Annotated in this window: 21 protein-coding genes; 15 read left to right on the forward strand and 6 right to left on the reverse strand. The window is 53.9% G+C overall.

The features are described 5' to 3' along the window. Positions 1-66: 66 nt before the first annotated feature. Entirely contained in the window at positions 67-1,137 is a 1,071-nt protein-coding gene (locus tag IE111_RS17015; protein WP_189610978.1) for an IS91 family transposase, read from the reverse strand. Next, positions 1,134-1,907 (reverse strand): tyrosine-type recombinase/integrase, encoded by a 774-nt coding sequence (locus tag IE111_RS17020; RefSeq protein ID WP_308427555.1) that lies wholly within the window; start codon positions 1,905-1,907, stop codon positions 1,134-1,136. Before IE111_RS17020 ends, IE111_RS17015 begins: the two co-directional genes overlap by 4 nt. 282 nt (positions 1,908-2,189) lie before the next feature. On the opposite strand from IE111_RS17020, the gene IE111_RS17025 reads away from it, so the two are divergent. From IE111_RS17025 to IE111_RS17070, 10 genes are all read left to right on the forward strand, one after another. Continuing rightward, complete coding sequence (locus IE111_RS17025) at positions 2,190-2,666, forward strand: DUF2306 domain-containing protein (protein ID WP_189610980.1); 477 nt, start codon at positions 2,190-2,192, stop codon at positions 2,664-2,666. 588 nt (positions 2,667-3,254) lie between these two features. Then, positions 3,255-3,551 carry a hypothetical protein gene (locus IE111_RS17030; protein WP_189610981.1) on the forward strand — a complete coding sequence of 99 codons (297 nt, stop codon included), beginning with the start codon at positions 3,255-3,257 and terminating at the stop codon, positions 3,549-3,551. A 69-nt stretch (positions 3,552-3,620) separates the two neighbouring features. Next, complete coding sequence (locus IE111_RS17035; RefSeq protein ID WP_189610983.1) at positions 3,621-4,058, forward strand: VOC family protein; 438 nt, start codon at positions 3,621-3,623, stop codon at positions 4,056-4,058. An 89-nt stretch (positions 4,059-4,147) separates the two neighbouring features. Beyond that, a complete protein-coding gene (locus tag IE111_RS17040; protein WP_189610985.1) occupies positions 4,148-4,522 on the forward strand; it encodes a hypothetical protein in 375 nt (124 codons plus the stop codon). Positions 4,523-4,609: 87 nt separating this feature from the next. After that, on the forward strand, positions 4,610-5,167 hold the full coding sequence (locus IE111_RS17045) for a dihydrofolate reductase family protein (RefSeq protein ID WP_189610987.1): 558 nt from the start codon (positions 4,610-4,612) through the stop codon (positions 5,165-5,167). A gap of 98 nt (positions 5,168-5,265) precedes the next feature. Next, entirely contained in the window at positions 5,266-5,769 is a 504-nt protein-coding gene (locus IE111_RS17050; protein WP_189610989.1) for a GNAT family N-acetyltransferase, read from the forward strand. 48 nt (positions 5,770-5,817) lie between these two features. Further along, positions 5,818-6,108 (forward strand): hypothetical protein, encoded by a 291-nt coding sequence (locus tag IE111_RS17055; RefSeq protein WP_229805410.1) that lies wholly within the window; start codon positions 5,818-5,820, stop codon positions 6,106-6,108. Positions 6,109-6,214: 106 nt separating this feature from the next. Then, positions 6,215-6,556 carry a hypothetical protein gene (locus tag IE111_RS17060; RefSeq protein WP_189610991.1) on the forward strand — a complete coding sequence of 114 codons (342 nt, stop codon included), beginning with the start codon at positions 6,215-6,217 and terminating at the stop codon, positions 6,554-6,556. Positions 6,557-6,742: 186 nt separating this feature from the next. Next, on the forward strand, positions 6,743-7,615 hold the full coding sequence (locus IE111_RS17065) for a PhzF family phenazine biosynthesis protein (protein ID WP_189610993.1): 873 nt from the start codon (positions 6,743-6,745) through the stop codon (positions 7,613-7,615). Then, positions 7,612-8,397, forward strand: a complete 786-nt coding sequence (locus IE111_RS17070) for a DUF2785 domain-containing protein (protein WP_189610995.1) — start codon at positions 7,612-7,614, stop codon at positions 8,395-8,397. The genes IE111_RS17065 and IE111_RS17070 overlap by 4 nt, the downstream gene beginning before the upstream one ends. 135 nt (positions 8,398-8,532) lie before the next feature. Here the strand turns inward: IE111_RS17070 and IE111_RS17075 are convergent, their stop codons facing one another. After that, complete coding sequence (locus IE111_RS17075) at positions 8,533-9,417, reverse strand: HEPN domain-containing protein (protein WP_189610996.1); 885 nt, start codon at positions 9,415-9,417, stop codon at positions 8,533-8,535. A 106-nt stretch (positions 9,418-9,523) separates the two neighbouring features. Between IE111_RS17075 and IE111_RS17080 the strand changes: the two genes are divergently transcribed. The 3 genes from IE111_RS17080 to IE111_RS17090 all read left to right on the forward strand — a co-directional run bounded on the left by IE111_RS17080 (position 9,524) and on the right by IE111_RS17090 (position 11,716). Beyond that, a complete protein-coding gene (locus IE111_RS17080) occupies positions 9,524-9,910 on the forward strand; it encodes a hypothetical protein (protein WP_189610999.1) in 387 nt (128 codons plus the stop codon). Between the two features lie 72 nt (positions 9,911-9,982). Then, complete coding sequence (locus IE111_RS17085) at positions 9,983-10,534, forward strand: NADPH-dependent FMN reductase (RefSeq protein WP_189611001.1); 552 nt, start codon at positions 9,983-9,985, stop codon at positions 10,532-10,534. A 156-nt stretch (positions 10,535-10,690) separates the two neighbouring features. Further along, on the forward strand, positions 10,691-11,716 hold the full coding sequence (locus tag IE111_RS17090) for a sodium:calcium antiporter (RefSeq protein WP_189611003.1): 1,026 nt from the start codon (positions 10,691-10,693) through the stop codon (positions 11,714-11,716). Positions 11,717-11,933: 217 nt separating this feature from the next. Here IE111_RS17090 and IE111_RS17095 read toward each other — a convergent pair whose 3' ends face one another. Then, on the reverse strand, positions 11,934-13,061 hold the full coding sequence (locus IE111_RS17095; protein WP_189611005.1) for a GGDEF domain-containing protein: 1,128 nt from the start codon (positions 13,059-13,061) through the stop codon (positions 11,934-11,936). A 255-nt stretch (positions 13,062-13,316) separates the two neighbouring features. On the opposite strand from IE111_RS17095, the gene IE111_RS17100 reads away from it, so the two are divergent. Beyond that, a complete protein-coding gene (locus IE111_RS17100) occupies positions 13,317-14,495 on the forward strand; it encodes a M24 family metallopeptidase (protein WP_189611007.1) in 1,179 nt (392 codons plus the stop codon). Between the two features lie 23 nt (positions 14,496-14,518). On the opposite strand, the gene IE111_RS17105 is transcribed toward IE111_RS17100, so the two are convergent. Both IE111_RS17105 and IE111_RS17110 read right to left on the reverse strand, forming a co-directional pair. After that, a complete protein-coding gene (locus IE111_RS17105; RefSeq protein ID WP_189611009.1) occupies positions 14,519-15,196 on the reverse strand; it encodes a MaoC family dehydratase in 678 nt (225 codons plus the stop codon). A 142-nt stretch (positions 15,197-15,338) separates the two neighbouring features. Then, on the reverse strand, positions 15,339-16,289 hold the full coding sequence (locus IE111_RS17110; RefSeq protein ID WP_189611011.1) for a D-2-hydroxyacid dehydrogenase: 951 nt from the start codon (positions 16,287-16,289) through the stop codon (positions 15,339-15,341). 288 nt (positions 16,290-16,577) lie between these two features. Between IE111_RS17110 and IE111_RS17115 the strand changes: the two genes are divergently transcribed. Further along, positions 16,578-17,090: a hypothetical protein gene (locus IE111_RS17115; protein WP_189611013.1), complete on the forward strand. Its 513-nt coding sequence runs from the start codon at positions 16,578-16,580 to the stop codon at positions 17,088-17,090. The last annotated feature ends 260 nt before the right edge of the window (positions 17,091-17,350 follow it).

A 17,350-nucleotide genomic window follows, 5' to 3' on the forward strand; every position in this document is an offset into this window, starting at 1 on the left:
CGTTGTGCCATAGCGGTGATTTGCCTCCTCTGCCACGCGTGAGTTTATTCCTTTAGTGGATCGTCCCTACGCCCGTGCCGTTCGTCTACGCGTGGCGTGATCCGGAAAGTGGCGATGCACCAACCGCCAGCTTCCGCCACAGGCGCATCGACACGACCGGGTCAGTTCATGTGATGGAGCCATAAAAAACGAAGGCGTCAGTAATAATTGAACACGTTGACGCCGCCGACGGGCATTGCCATGCAGCAACCCATAGTCGCGCACCCGGTGAAAGCCCTTCGGCAACACGTGCTGCAGCACCAGCCAGAGAAAATCGGCGGCATGAAGTGTACGCTTTCGCCACTGCCGAGTCTGGCCGTCCCGATAACGGAACGTGATGCAGTCATCGCTCAGGCTCAGTATATTGCGCTCACTGATCACGCCCCGATACAGGTAGCGGGCCAAATAGGTCAGAGCCGGCTCGCCCCGACCGACGCGTTCGCACTGAACCACCCAGGCTTTGGGCAGGTCCCGGGGCAGCCAATAACCGGCTTCCTTCATTGCGGCGAGGAATTTCGCCCGGAAGACCTGGGCCAGTGCCCGACCGTTGAACAGGTACTTCCCGGCCTTTGCTTTCCAGCACAGGCCGGACCGATCCAGGCTGCCGCCGGGGATAATCACATGCAGGTGCGGATGGTAATCCAGGCGGCGGCTGTGGGTGTGCAGCACGGCCGTCAGTCCCAGCCGATCACCGAGGGCCGGATCGTTCCGGCCGAAGGTCTGCAGCGTATCGGTCGCCATCCTGAACAGGGTGGCATAGGTCCACTCGGGGTGGGTGCGGGCGAAGCCCCGCAGCTTGGCCGGCAACGTGAAGGTCACCAAATAGTAGGTCACCGGCAACAGCTTCCGGCGTTGTCGGTCCAGCCACTGGTTGTTGGTGCTATGCTGACAGGCGGGACAGGCCCGGTGCCCACACGAAGGGTAAGCGATCCGGGTCGCCCGGCACGCCTCGCATCGGTAATCCAGCACACCCCGGGCCGGGGTGTGACAGGTGCGAATGGCGTTCATGGCGGCATGGTGGTCGGCGGTTAACTGAGAGCCATGCCGCCGTTCCAACTCAGGCCGGTAACGCTCGACCAGTTCGGCCAGGGGGATCATGGCGCCACCCAGTCGATCTCGAAGCGGTCGATCAAGGCGTTGATCATCAGGGCACCGTTCTGCTGGGCTTCCTCGGTCATCTTGGTATAGATGGCGGTGGTGACCGGACTGACGTGCCCGAGCAGGGCCTGGATGGTGCGCAGGTTGATGCCGTTTTCCAATAGATGCGTCGCAAAGCTGTGGCGCAGGTTGTGGATGTGGACGTTCTTACGGATGCCGCATTCCTTCGCCACCAGCTTGATGGCGCGCTGAACGCCGCCCTTGTCCATGACCAGGGGTTGACCATCACGTTCGTGCGGCGGCTTGCCGCCGGGAAAGAGTAAGGTCGAATGGCGATGCGTCACCCAGTAACGGCGCAGGGCTTTCAGCGTCAACAACGGCAGCGGCACGAACCGGTCCTTATTGCCCTTGCTGCGGCGGATGTGGACCCGCATCAGGTGACTGTCGATGTCGCCGACCTGAAGGTGCAGCGTCTCGCTGAGACGCAGACCGAGGCTGTAGGTAGTCAGGAAATAGACCTGATAGCTGAGCTTACGGGTATGGTTGATGATGAGGTTCAGTTCCTCCATCGACAGAACGTCCTGCAGTGGCTGGACTTTCGGCGGCTTGACGATGGGGATCCAGTCCCAGGGGCGGTCGAATACGAACCGATAGAAGAACTGGATGGCGTTGCGGGCGACCTTGACGGTGCTCCAGGATCGGGTCTCGACCAAGTGCAGGAAATAGGCCTTGAGATCGGCGGGGCGGCGGTGAGGTGGTCTGGACAGCAGTCAAGAAACTCGGCAGCCTGCTGCAGGTAGTAGCCGTACATCTGCTGGGTTTTGGGGCTCTTGCCCTGTAGGATGAGGGTATCGAGGTGCTGTTGGTAGAGGGTATAGAAACGGTTCTGGTCTTGGCGGTTCATGATCGTTCTCCTCCGTTGGCCCTTCGGTATGAAGGGGGGAGGAAAGTTAAGACCATGATCTACTCGGCCGCTTTAGCGGCTTCGTTTAACAAAGGCAGCGGATGCGTCGCACCGCTGCTTTGGGCGTTAGCGCGGCGAGGAGAGGTCAGTGTTTAGCTCGAATATCGGACTTGTACATACGTTATTCGCAATTGGTGCGATAGCAACTGGAGGGCTCGTGGTTCTTTCCCGAAAGGGAACAAAGAATCATAGATTGATGGGTTATATATTTTTCAGTGCTATGGTTATAATGAATCTTACGGCACTTTTCACCCAATCGATATATTCTTTTGGTCCGTTTCATTGGATGGCAATTGGATCACTTGTGTTTGTTACAGGTGGTGTAGCGGCGCCAGTATTGTTTCGAAAGAACAAAAATTGGCTAAGAGTTCATTATGATCTCATGCTGTGGTCTTATGTCGGGCTCATTGCCGCAATGTTTTCGGAGATCGCCGTGAGGGTTCCGGCAGTGGGCACGGTTATTGGTGGCGGGGCTTTGTTCTGGATGCTAGTGATAGGGTCTAGCGTCGGTACATTCATTATTGGCGGTTTACTAATAAACGGACGCCGACGCAACTTTTTTTGAACAGTGTCGCTAACCATGCCAAGCACTTCGCCCCAGCGAAGCTGGGGAGGGACCTCGCTACGCTCGGTCCGTGTTGGCGACGTTAAGCATACGAGACGTTTGCCACGCTAGGAATTGATATCCAGAAGATTCAGAATCGCACAGTCCATGCACTGAACATTGCTTCTCTGTCCACTCTCGCGGCTGCTTTAATGTTGCCTGTTCCGGTAATTGAACGACTCACAGCCGCAGCTTGGCAGTGGTATAAGTTTGCTGGCAGCTCCAACGATGGCCACATCAATCTAAGTCTTGGAACGGGTTTGCTATTCTCCGGCCTGCTCACGATGACGTTTTGCTTTGGTCTGTGCATTTATCACCTTGCCAAACGTTGCTCGGTAATCCTTGCTATGACTTTGTCACGTTGGTCAATGTACGTTGTCTTGGCTGTTGCGGTTATTTACTGGCTTATGGGCATGAGTGGCCTCAATGTATGGCGGGCCTAACAAAGCCTTCAAACTTGCGCATTCTGCGCTGGACTGCAAAAGGCTGCGCCTTCAGCGGCCGTTTTTGGTAATGTTAAAGCTACAAACATTCAGTGACCGAGGTGTCATGAAGAAAATCCACACTATCTGGCTACTTTGTGTAGCCTTGTCCGTCTCGGTATTCGCGAACGTCATACTAGCCAGAACAAATTACATATATTTTGACGAAGCTTACGGCCAACTGGCTCAGCAGCACCTACTTAACACAAAAGTACGAAGTCAGTTGGAACAAGGAGATGTTGTGGCCGCGAAAACCCTTCTTGATCAGGTAATCGAAAATAAAGGTTCAATACTTGCTGTTTGTTTGATGGAAGCCTGTTCCAGCAGTGCACAAGAAATCCTGCGTGACGCTGGAAACCTTTAACAATTCACAACACTGGACGCCGCTGAAGTGGCACTGGTGTGCTTGGCATTATGTGCCCAAGGAGACATCATGACCATAAAGCGCATGGACAACGTCGGCATTGTGGTGGAAGACCTCAATGCCGCCATTGAATTCTACACCGAACTAGGCCTTACCCTCGAAGGCCGCGTGCCCGTCGAAGGCGAATGGGCCGGTCGCGTCACTGGGGTGCGCGACCAGCGCGTCGAGATTGCCATGATGAGTACCCCCGACGGTCACAGCCGTCTTGAATTCACGCGCTTCCATTTCCCGACCATCGCATCCGATCATCGTACAGCGCCTGTGAACTCATTGGGATACCTGCGCGTTATGTTCACCGTCGAGGACATTGAGGACACGCTCGCCCGGATCAGTAAACTCGGTGCGACCCTTGTTGATGAAGTCGTCGATTACGAAGACATATACCGGCTCTGCTACATCCGAAGCCCCGATGGTACTCTCATCGGCCTCGCCGAGGAGCTCGGATAGGCATGGTGTCTAACCAGGCCATAAAGTTCGCACACTTCGTACGTGGGGCCTCGTTTCACTCGGCTGCTTATGGCATTCGCTAAGGTGCTATGAAATATCTGATCTGGCTATTCTTTTCGGTTATGGTCCTCGGTGGCTTTTCCGGTAGGGAAATCCACCAAACTGGAGCGGAGGCAGGCTTGACTCACGCTTCGCAGAATCTCACGCTGGTGATCCTTGCATCGGCCTTGGCTATGTTCATTGTAGTTGGAGCCCAGGTATTAAGAAAGGAGCCAAAATATGGCCGTTGGGCTATTACTTTTATGGCACTGGGCTGCACCTATTTTGTATCTGGTGGTATTTCGGCCCTTGTATATGCAGGCACCTTCACACCCGGGAGTTTGTTACATCTTGCTGTAGGGACAGGAAGTTTCTTTGGCTTGCTGGGGGCATGGTTCGTTTACAGACGCCGCCACCTGAACTAATAATGAGGAAGTGCGTCAACGGGTTTGTGATCGTGCTAAAGGAGTCAGACGGGGGCGGCTCGAAACGCAGCTAAAACGGAGGATGCCATGGGACTTTTAACTTTTAGCATCAACGTTACCCTGGACGGCTGTGTCGATCACCAGGAAGGAATTGCCGACGACGAGACACATGCCTTCTTTACCCGCCTCATGGAAGAAGGCGGGGCCATGCTGTGGGGCCGAGTTACCTACGAAATGATGGAGAGCTACTGGCCAGCGGTCGCACGCGGCGAAGTGGAAGCACCCCCGGCGATACGTGAATGGGCGGTCAAGCTGGAGGCAAAACCGAAATACGTTGTATCCTCGACGCGAAAGGACTTTCCGTGGACTAACAGCCACCACCTGGTTGGCGACCTGCGAACGGCTGTACTGAAGCTTAAAGACGCGACACCGGACGGTGTGCTCCTCGGTAGTGGCAAGCTTGCAACCGAACTGGACCGGCTGGACCTTATCGACGAATACAAGCTACTCGTCCACCCCAGAATCGCAGGCCACGGCCCAACTTTGTACGAGACTGGGCTCCCCAGTACGCGGCGGCTCGAGTTGATCTCGGCGAAGCCGCTCCGCTGCGGCGCGGTCGCCATGCACTACCGGCGCGCGCGATAACAGGGAAATGATCATGTGCCTAGCACACTCAAGCCAATGGACGATCACTGCGTTCGCGCTGCGGTTGAGGGGCACAGTATTTATTGGAGTGTTAATCTGTGATTGAGTATCGAAAGGCGCAAATCGAAGAAATAGACGCGTTAAAAAAACTTCTATGGGAATACGGTCCCAACGAATGGAACTACTTAACTCACGAAGGTGTGAATGAGGAGTTTTCACTTGTAGCCAGTGGAAATGCGCAAGCCATCGTAGCAACACACGGTTCAAATATTATAGGTTTTGCGGTTCTCATTGACGGCATATTTAGCCCGAATTACATTGAGAAGTATTATTCTTTGAATGACATCCAGTTTGTAGGCGATGTTGTTGTTTCTTCAATGTACTCGGGCAAAGGTATTGCAACAAAATTACTGGAAGAGTGTTTGGCAGTAGCTAAAAGTAAAAAATTGAGCGCTGTCTTGATTGAAAGGCATGAAGAAAACCTGGCTTCAGCAGGAATGATGCGAAAAGCCAGGTTTAAAATAGTGGACACATTTCATGATCCTGCTAAGAGGAGTACAGGCTCTCAGAATAGTGTGATACTTGAATATGAATTACAATAATAGCAGCGGAATTACCTCGCCTTGGGTGTTAACTGTAAGGAAAGTATAGTGAAACCATTGGTAGTTACTCTTTGTGGGAGCACAAAATTCAAGCAGGCGTTTATTGATGCCAATTTCAATGAAACCATGACAGGAAATATCGTGTTAAGCGTTGGTGGTTTTGAGCATACTGATCTTACAAACGACGAAAAAAATATGTTAGGTGCTCTACATAAACGAAAAATTGATATGTCTGATGAAATACTTGTTATCAATATCGGTGGCTATATCGGAAAAAGTACCGAAGAAGAAATAGAATACGCTAGACAACGCGGCAAAGGCGTGCGATTTCTTGAATAATAAGCAATCCAAAGGTCGGCCCTGGTCCAGCTACTTAGCAAACTCAGGCAATGCGTCTCGATTCACGGGCGTGGTGCGGATGTTGAAGTTAAATTAGGGATCTTATATGAAAAGCCTTAATTCCGGTAATGCAGAAAGCCTTTGTAGGCCAATTATAGAGAATATTTTAATTGCTCATGACCAAGCGGATCAATCCCTTTTATATGGTCAACTTCCTGAGCTTATAAATATGCTGTCAAGAGAAGATTTTGAAGAAGCTGTTCAAAACCTAAAATCTCTAGGGAAAACTACCGAAGTGATTTATTTAGGTCACCTAAATAAGGTTGACGAGCACTTGGTTGTATGGAAAGTCCGTTATAGCGATAGCCAAGAGGAGCTTCTATGGTCACTGAACCTTGCCGATTCCGAAAATGGCCTGGTCGTAAATGGGCTTCTATTTGATCGGTAACAAGTTATTTGTCCGTAACATAAACTATGACTCGTAAACTCTCGTGTGTTGAATACGTAATACATAAAGCTCGTCCGTTGGGATGCATCGTAGAGTGATGATCTCGAGTTGTATTTCTCGGATATCGTCTTCAAGAGAGGAAATTTTAACTTTGCCCGTGCAGCGGACGATTTGGAGAAATAGATATTGAAGAAAGTTGAGGCTTTTTTGGTTAGTTCCTTTACCGAGAATGGCAGAGGAGGAAACCCAGCGGGCGTAGTGTTGCACGCAGATAATCTATCAAACGAAGAGAAACTGGAAATAGCCAAGGCTGTTGGTTATTCGGAGACAGCGTTTGTTTCTCGAGATGACGAAGCCGATTTTGAGTTGTCTTTTTATACCACAACCGGTGAAGTTGATTTCTGTGGCCACGCAACTTTAGCAGCATTTTCAACATTGTATAAAGAAGGAGTTTTAATCGAAGGTCAGTATATTCAAAGGACTAAAGCAGGTTTACTTGCTGTAAAAGTAGAGTCTGGTGGCCACATTGTAATGGAGCAGAAATTACCAGAATACCTTGGGGTGCTTGGTTACGAGACGGTTTCAGATTTTATTGGAGTAGACTCTGCAGTGTTAGAGTCGACTCAGTTACCTATCGAGGTTATCTCAACAGGTTTGGCTGATATTATTGTTGCAGTACCACGTGGATATCTAGATAAAATCAAAGTGAATGAACGTTTGCTGAGTGACTTCTGTAAAAAGCATAATATGATTGGTGTCCACGCATTTGAATTATGCGAGAAAGACATAGAGTTGACAGCCAGTTGTCGAAATTTTGCCCCTTTGGTTGGAATCCCAGAGGAGTCAGCAACGGGAAGTGCTAGTGGAGCATTAGCATGCTATCTGACCAAGCACCTTAAAGGCGCACAATCTAATTATTTTACTTTCGAGCAAGGTAGAGCAATGGGCTGTGTATCAAGAATTACAGCAACAGTCGAGACGAATGAACAGGATATAACCAAGGTTATAGTAGGTGGCTTTGCTCAGGAGATCGGGCGGCAGGAAATCTCCATACCTTGATTAATAATATTTCCGACTCAGCTATATTTATGGATATCTACAACCTTAAAAATCCGGACTCAAATGAGAGAGAAGCCCTGCTAGATGAGATTTGTTCATCTATCGAAAATGCTACTGTCAGTGAAGAAGACATAGAGAATTCCTTACTTCCCAAGGGCGTGGAAATTTGCTTGAGAGGTATAGGTGACCTAGAGTCAGATACAGTATTTGGACGATCATTTGGTTTGATTGTCATTGCCTGCATATTGGATAAGGACAATCGAAGTTGCTTCTTGGATGCATTTTCAATAGCTGAAATTGTCGAGTTTGTACTAAATTATATGCACCAAGAAAGAGATTTTAGAGGCTATGTAAACAATGAAAAAGGATGGGCGCATAGTGTCGCACATTTAGGGGACCTGCTCCATGAATTGTTAATGAGCTGCAAAGTTGATGATAAGGTTAAGGTTGAGCTGTTAAGTGCTTTCAGTAAATTCCTGACCCAACCGGAAATGCCTGTGTTTCTTTATGATGAAGACCAGCGAGTGGCCAGGGCCATATTTGGTCCTTTAAATGGAAAGCGGTTGAGTATATCTGTCGTTGAACAGTTTCTGGCCGAGTTAATTGGTGACAAACAATTCTGGTTAAATGATTACTTCAAACGAAGTGAGTCAACATCTAGGAAAAATAATGTTGGAAACATTCTACGTTCACTGTTGGTATTCGACTGTTGTGCTGAAGATGGTGTGTTACAGTCAATAGTTTTGAGTTGTTTGAAAGAGATAGATCTAGGGTTTCTTTAGAAAAATAATAGCAAAATGCTTTTGCGATGTGACTTTGAAAAGTCGCTCCGTAAAAAAATTTCAGATTAGCTCTTTTTCTTAGTGCGAGAACCTGCCCGTCGGAGGGGATGTGTCATGACATTCGAGACGATTTAATTATTCGGTGAATTCCACCAATTTCTTATCACAAACATCCTGTGTCAACGTCTGTAACCGGCTGACCTCTTCGGAAAGCCAGTTCAATTCTTCGTGAGTGATTTCATGGTGTTCGGAATACCGGGCATCAACATAGGCTCGTTTCAGTCGTTGAAAACTGCGGCGGTGGAATTTGGTGTCTCCTGGGAATACTGAGGAAAAACGTGGGTCTTGCTGAGCGCATAGTGAGCGCAAGTGTTCGATGTCGTGGGTTTTTGGTAGATAGTTAGTGCATACCAACAGGGCACAGCTGAAGTATCTTTCCGTTGCTTGATGTAATTGAAAGGCAGACTGCTTTAGCCATCCTTTACTGAATACTTCATTGAATATATATAAGAACTGATCGGCACTTTCGAACCATTGCTCGTAGTGTTTCTCGGCGATTTCCTTCCGTTCTTCAGCTGACAAGTCACCCGGCAAGGCCAGTGCACGATTGTCCGCACTGTATAATTCGATGCCTTGCTCGCGGATGTCCCGGAAGAAGTAGTGTCCTTTTTGCAATTGTTCGTTTATTTCCCCCAGCGTATGGACGATTAACCCCAGAGGAGCGCTAACGCGCCGCTTGATTCTGTCTTCGGCAGTCTGCCAGACCTCGTACTCCTCCACCAGAGCCGGCCGGTTGACGATCACCAGGATGTCGTAATCGCTCACATAACCATTGGCGGGGTCGTTGACCCAGGTGCCTTTGGCGTGGCTGCCGAAGAGGATGATCTTCAGGATGCGGTAGTTTAGCCGGCTTCCAGTTTTACCCTGCAAAAATTCATCCAGCACGTCACGCAATACCGTGGCGATGGTCTGTATGTCCCGTTGTTTGCGCTCGGGGAGGTGGTCGAGGGTCGTTTTCATGGGTTTCAGTCTACTACAGGACCGAACTTGTGGTACATAGGGGGCCGAGACCGATTGATTCCACTCACCGTCGTTTACTCGATGGTTAACTGAGGATAAGCAAGAGATGTTGAATCCTATTGTGGCAGCGTATGTTTTTGGCCTGCTTGCGGGCGTTGCAGTCCTGTTCCAGTGGGCGCTCGCCTTGGGTGCACCATGGGGTGAAATGGCAATGGGAGGGAGGTACCCGGGGCGTTTTCCACCCGGTTTGCGATTCGCCGCTCTGGTGCAATCCTTCCTGTTGGTTGTGATCGCACTCGTCGTGTTTACACGAGCCGGCATGATGCTTGGTGATTACCTGGTGTTTTCCAGATACGCCATTTGGTTTGTAGTAGGTTTTTGTGGCATTAGCGCGGTTTTAAATACCATCACGCCCAGCAAAAAAGAAAGGTTGCTGTGGGCACCCGTGACATTCGGGTTGCTCGTTTGTGGTTTAATTGTCGCACTTAGCTAAAAGTAAGGAAGGCTCCTGTTTGGTACGCCAAAAAGCGGGGGCACAGTTCATTTTTTAGGGAGATAAAACTGGATGAAGAAAGTTAATCTGTTGGCTCTGTCGGGTAGTTTACGGGAAGTTTCCTATAATACCGCTGCCCTGAGGGCTTTGATGCATTTTGCCCCGGCCGATGTTGATATCAGGATGGGGAACATCGCCAATTTGCCCCTTTTCAATCCTGATCTTGAAGGAAGTGATATTCCACCACTGGATGAGCTGAACAAGGCTTTGAAGTGGGCCGATGGGCTTATTCTGGCCAGCCCCGAGTATGCACATGGAATAAGCGGCCCGATGAAGAACGCGCTCGACTGGTTGGTCGGGGGTGTCGAATTTCCGGATATGCCGATCATGCTGGTTAATACATCACCACGCGCTTTTCATGCACAGGAGGCATTGAAAGAAGTGCTGTCTACAATGTCCGGCGATATTGTCGAAGAGGCGTGTGTGACAATCCCGCTGTTAAGCAGTGGTCTGGATGAAACCGGTATCGTGGAAAACCCGGAATTGGCTGGTGTTCTGTTATCAGCGCTTGAAACCTTCTGCCGGTCTATCAGGTCTCACGAAAATAACTTGATTGTCAGCTAGGGTGGATAGGATTGCTAAGAACGGCGATGAGCCGGGGAAACTTTGACGCCATGAACCGCAATTTCCAGCGGCGTTGGCCTGGTATCGAGATTGTGCCATGGTAGCGGCCATGCTCATTTGAAGACTCGAAGCCTGTGCATCTGACGGGGGAATCGTGTGTTTGATTGGCCACTCTGGCTGAATATCAGTGTTTTCATCGCCGCGACGGGCGTTATTACCTATGCCGGCAGCAAGCTGTCCTACGTCGCGGACCGGCTGGCGGATCGGACTGGCCTGGGCGAGGCGCTGATGGGGGCTGTGTTGCTCGGTGGCAGTACGTCGCTGTCCGGCGTCGTGGTGTCCATCACCGCCGCCTGGCAAGGCGAAGCCCAACTCGCGGTCAGTAATGCCATCGGCGGCATTGCCGCCCAAACGGCTTTTCTGGCCGTGGCCGATATCGTATACCGCCGGGCCAATCTCGAGCATGCGGCCGCGTCGCTGGCCAACATCCTGTTTGGAGCGTTGCTGATCGCACTGATGGGCGGTGTCATGCTGGCTGCCACCGCTCCGGAATGGAGTGTGATGGGAGTGCACCCCTTTACCCCGATTCTGGTGATCGGTTACCTCGGTGGGTTGCGGGTGGCGCGGCGAAGTCGCGAGCGGCCCATGTGGAAGCCCCGTCAAACCAGGGAGACCCGGGTGGACCAACCGGACGAGACTCCCCCCGGTGAACGTTTGCCGGCGCTGTGGGGGCGATTCGCCGCGCTGGCATTCATGCTGGGGACCAGCGGTTGGCTGGTGGCCCAGTCCGGTATGGGTATCGCGCAGCAGACCGGGTTGAGCGGAACCCTGGTCGGGTTTTTATTCACCGCCGTGGCAACGTCTACCCCCGAACTGGTGACGACGATTGCGGCAGTGCGCAATGGCGCCCTGACGTTGGCCATTGGCGGTATTCTGGGGGGCAATGCCTTCGATGTGATGTTCGCCGTCGCGGCGGACGTCGCCTACCGGGAGGGCTCCGTCTATCACGCCATCACCTCCCATGAATTGTTCATGACCACGCTCGGCATGATCATGACGGCCGTACTTGTGATGGGGATGTTGAGTCGTCAGGAGCATGGAGTCGGGCGCATTGGTTTTGAAAGCGCCCTGATTCTGGTTTTATATGCCGTGGGTGTGACGGTTGTGGCCGTGTCGGGCTGATTCGGCGATGCTGGGGCGCATGTATCAGGTTTCCTAATGCGATCACAATATACCGGCTATTCCGCGATCGGCGCCGATACGAAGCCATCGGCTGATGTGGGATTGGTCGGCCGGGCGGGTGGGGCTGCTACCGTGCAACGTCAGACTTACCCACCGCTCAGGGCCTGGAAGATGTACACGGTGCCGCCGTGCCGGACCCGGTCTGTTAAGCGCAGCCTCATGGTATCGGCGGGGCGGTTTCCACCCGGTTCCGGCCATTGCTTTTGGCCGTGTACAACGCCTCGTCGACCATCTTGAGCAGGTCTTCCCGTTTTAAACCGAACAGTTCTGTTAAGGTGGCCACGCCAACACTGATGGTGACCGGTGAAGGAGGCGTGCAACCCTTGTTCATGATGTTCAATGCTTCGACCGCGCGTCGGATCTGTTCGGCTTTCTGCTGGGCACCGTACAGTTCTGTCTGAGGCAGAATGATGATGAATTCCTCACCGCCATAGCGAGCCACCAGGTCGGTCTGTCTCCGCACCAGGGATTCGATCACTCGGGCCACCTGTGTCAGACATTGGTCCCCGGCCGGGTGACCGTGGGTGTCGTTGAACCATTTGAAATGGTCCACATCGCACATCAGTATCGACAGGGGTTGTCGGTTGCGCTGTGCCAGGCCCCATACCCCTTCCAGAAAGGTATCCATATGGCGACGGTTGGCCAGGCCTGTCAGTTGGTCGGTCGTGCTCAGTCGGGTCAGCAATTGTTCGGACTCTTCGATGCTCTTGCCGAACAGGAAGAGGGTCACGGCCAGCAAACAGACGAGCCCGGCGGCGCTGCCGGCATACAGAACCTCCACGATGGGGGAGGGTACCGGAGTCAGTGCCGTTTGCTCGTTGAGCATGAAGTGGCAGACCAGATACGCCAGCGTCAGCAGGGCCATTTGCACCGTGTAGCGGACCGGGCGCGTTGGGTAGTACTGGAATGGCAGCAATGTGCCCAGGCCGAAATAGAACAGGTGCACCCCCGCTTCGGAGCCGATGAAGAGGTTGACGAAGAAGATGTGAACGACGGCATTCAACATCACCAGGTTGCGGGCCGGTATGTGATGTTGCCGATTATTCAGGCTAATGCCCAGGGCATACACCAGCATGAAAAACAGGTTGGTCAGAAGAATGCCCCGGTAGTAGGCCGGGTCGGTCGCCAGATAGACCACCTGATAGCAAGCGGTGGCGAGTATGGCGAACAGCGCCAGCTGATTACTGATGGAGACCTGCCGCCGAAAGCGCCGATATTGCACGGTTTCGGCTCGGGTATGAAGCGCCTGATGGTAGTCGTTTGCATCGATGTCGTGTTCGGCCACTGGCAACTCGATCTTGTTCTTTGGACATTGGGGTAAGTGTGGTTCATCGAGTCGAAATGTCGAGGTTGTCCAATACCGACCCATCCCGACCACGGGGCCATTTTCGGGGAATTTAGTGTTTGTGGCGGAGCGCTTTCCTTGTCTATAGTGTGAACTGTCGCTGATTTCGGCCGCAGCCCCGCCAAACGGGGCTTTCGCCGGTTCCAGCGCGTTTCCGGTATCGAGTGCTTGGCACTTCAGTGTTTGAGGTGATGGATGAAACTGGCGTTTACCAAGAAAGAGTACGCTCAACGGGTTAAGCGGGTTCGGCGCGAGATGCGCAAGCGCAGGGTCGATGTGCTCATCGCGACCGACCCCGGCAATATGAACTGGTTGACGGGTTATGACGGTTGGTCTTTCTATGTTCACCAGGGTGTGGTGTTGCATGTGGACCACGAAGAGCCGATCTGGTTCGGTCGTCGCATGGACGAGAGCGCGGCCTTGCTGCGGTGTTTCATGAAACGGGAGAACATGATCAGTTACCCGGAGGAGTACGTACAGAACCTCGAAAAGCATCCGATGACCTGGATCGCGGAGCATCTGTTCATCGAAAACGGTTGGGAAGGCTGCACCATCGCCACCGAGATGGACAACTACTATTACACGGCCGATGCCCATCGCTCACTGCAACTGGCGATGCCGCAGGCGCGGTTTGTGGACAGCTTCAATCTGGTGAATTGGTGTCGGGCGATCAAGTCGGCCAAAGAAATCGAATACATGAAAATCGCCGGGAAGATCACCGCCCGGATCCACCAACGCATTCTGGACGTGGCCCGCGTCGGGATTCCCAAGAGTCACGTGGTCTCGCAAATTTACGAGACCGCGATCGCGGGGGTCGACGGCCATGCCGGGGACTACCCGTCGATCGTGCCCTTGTTGCCGTCCGGCAACGAGGCCTCGGCGTCGCACATTACCTGGGACAACAAGCCGTTCCGGGCCAATGAGGGGACCTTTTTCGAGATTTCAGGCTGTTACAAACGCTACCACGCACCCATGTCGCGCACGCTCTACATGGGCAAGCCCAGTGAGCGGTTCCGAAATGCCGAGAAGGCCTTGCTGGAGGCCATTGACGCGGGCCTGGAACAGGCCAAGCCCGGCAACCGGACGTGTGACATCGCCAATGCGCTGGACGGGACCATGGCGAAATACGGGATCGACCGGCAGGGGGCGCGTTGCGGTTACCCCATCGGGGTGAGTTACCCGCCGGACTGGGGCGAGCGGACTTCCAGCTTGCGTGCGTCGGACGAGACGATTCTGCAGCCGGGGATGACGTTTCACTTCATGCCGGGTATCTGGCAGGACGACTGGGGGATCGAGATTACCGAGAGTATTTTGATCACCGAAACCGGGGTGGAGTTGCTGGTCGATTTCCCCCGCCAGTTGTTTGTTAAATAAGCCGCTTATGCGGCTTTTTGTGACTAATAAACCAGTCGCACCAGCGTCTGCGCCACGCACGCCGGCCGTCGGGTATTCTCGATCTCGACGGTGATTTCCTCGGTGATTTCCAGCCCGCGCCGTACCACATCCACACCGATAATCTTCTTGCTGCCGCGTACCCGGCTGCCTGCCTTGAGCGGGTAGGGGAAGCGGACCTGGTTGAGCCCCATATTGACGACCATCTTGGCGCCCTTGTACGGCGGGTTGTCCGGGTCCACAGCGTTTGTAAGCCGGGGGATGAGCGACAGCGTCAGGAAGCCGTGGGCGACGGTGGCCTTGAACGGGCTTTCCGCGGCGGCGCGGTCCGGGTCGGTGTGGATCCACTGGCGGTCTTCGGTGACTTCGGCGAATTGGTTGATGCGGTCCTGCTGTACCGTCATCCACTCGCCCACGTAAACCACTTCGCCGAGTTGCATCAGCAGTTTCTGACGCATGGCTTCGGCTTCGGGGTTTTCGCACTCCGTCAGAGGCTCTTCGGCTGCGTCGGCCGTCGCGCGCTGGTCGTGGTCGAGCACCCAGTTCACCCATTGGTGGTTCCGGGCGCTTTGCCAGAGTTCGCTCCAGTAGTCGCGCCATTGCGGAGCGATGAGCTCACGGAATTCCGCCTGGTTTTTGGCCAGACGTTCTTTTTTCTCTTTAAGCAGGTCGATAACGCTCATTTCTGGCAATCCTTTACAGAGATGACAGACGACAACCGGATTATACGGACCCTGACGGCCGTTGGCTGCATCCTTATCACACATTGACTCGTGATGAACCGTCAAGAATACCGGAAGCGGCTTCAACGGTCGGTGCGGTGGATCACAGGCTGTCCACAGCCTCGCCCCGAGCCCAGCCCGTCAGTTTGTCGTTGATCTGGTTCAGCAGTCGCGTCATGGCCTCATGCGAAGCCCAGGCGACATGGGGCGTCAGGATAACACGTTCATGGCGGGCCAGTCGCCAGATGGGGTGGTCGGCCGGTGGCGGTTCCTGGCTGGCTACGTCCAGACCGGCGCCGCCGATGCGCCCCTGTTCGATGGCCTCCAACAGGTCGGTTTCGTTGACCAGGTCGCCGCGTCCGGTGTTGATCAGGGTGGCGGTGGGTTTCATCCAGCCGAGCGTGGTGCGGTTGATCATCCGGTGTGTCCGGTCCGTCAACGGGCAATGCAGGCTGATGACATCCGCCGTTTTCAGCGCTTCTTCGAAGGCGGTATAGCCCGGGCGGACCCGGTCCGACCCGGGGCGCTCGGCGAATATCACCGTCATGCCCAGGGCCCTGGCCCGCTCGGCGGTGGCGCACCCCAGGTCGCCCTTGCCGACAATCGCCAGTGTCTGGCCGCTCAGCGTACCGATCGGCGCCACGCGGTGGCAGAAGAAGGGGCTGCGACTCCACCCCTGATCGGCTTCGTCCCGCAGGTAGGCTTTCAGGTTCCGGTTCAGCGCCAGCATCAGCATGACGGCGTGTTCGGCCACCGCATCGGTGCCATAGCCGGTGGCGTTAACGACCGTGATGCCGCGCCGGTGACAGGCTTCCAGGTCGATGTTGTTGATGCCGGTGGCGACCACGGCCACGCATTTGAGGTCCGGCAGTTGGTCGATCAGTTCACCGTCGAGCACCACCTTGTTGACCACGGCCAGGTCGCAGCCCTGCAGTCGCGACAGGCGCTCGTCGGGCGCTGTCTGGTGGTATTCCCGCCAATCGGTGATCTCGGCGGGTGGTTGAATGGTCAATGAATCGGGAAAGGTGCCCCGGTCCAGAAAAACGCCTTTCATTTTTATCCCCAAATCGGTTAGCCTGATTGGCCCCCGAGACGTTTCTGAGTGTGCCGCGGGTCAGGCTTTTCGCACTCACAAGCGCCTCAATTGATCATGATAAAACAGTGTGTCCGATGTTTGGACACTTGTCATAAAAAGAATGTTCGCGGCTGTATAAGAGCGAACCTCGAGGTACGCATGAAGTTAATGGTATTTGATCTCGACACAGCCTTGTGTCAGTCAAGTGCCATGGAAGGTCTGGCCTTGTGCCAAGCGGTGGAGGATCTCACCGGGACTCCTCCATCAATGGATGCTCCCCCCGTTTTCACCCAGTTCACTTCGGCCGTAGCGACATTGCTGGGCCGGGAACCCACCTCCGAGGAGGTGGATGTTGTCCGTGCGCGTTTCAGTGTGCATTTGCGCCGGCAGATGATGATCCGCACCGGTGTCATCGACCTGAACGTCCGTCTGATCGAAACCATGAACCGGCTGATGGGCCGGCGCGATACCGTCGTGGGTCTGGTGTCGTCCTGTTGCAGCCGGGTGATGCAGTTGAAGGCCCGTTCGATGGGGCTGGTGATCGACGCCGTGCCGAGCGCGACCCTGGATGACGGCGAGGATCTGTTCGATATTCTCAATGCCATCCGGACCCGGGTGAAGCGCAGCTATGGCTTCCGGTTCCGGGAAGCGACCCTGGTGGCCGATGCCGTATGGCAACCGGCGGCCGAGCGCTCCGGTTTTGATTGGGTGGCGCCTTCGGAGTTTCCGGTGTCCGGGGTGTCGGTGGATGCGCCGGCTTCGAGAAAGAGTTTGGTTTGAAGTCACCCTCGCAGTTGCCGAGAGTGTAGGGCGGAAGAGCGACAGCGACATCCGCCGCGAAGTGCTACCGGTAGACCTCCTGGCACGTCAGTGGGCTACGCCCACACGGCGGATGTCGCCTTCGGCTCTTCCGCCCTACGTTGCGTACCGTGCCTGTGGGTTGTTCTGTGGGCACAGTCAAAACGGCAGATAACGCTGTCGCTCTTCTGCCCTACCTACACGTTGAAACCGTGCCAGTGGCACGGCTTCCTTCCCTTATC

The organism is Saccharospirillum salsuginis, from assembly GCF_014651855.1.
Lineage (GTDB): Bacteria > Pseudomonadota > Gammaproteobacteria > Pseudomonadales > Natronospirillaceae > Saccharospirillum > Saccharospirillum salsuginis.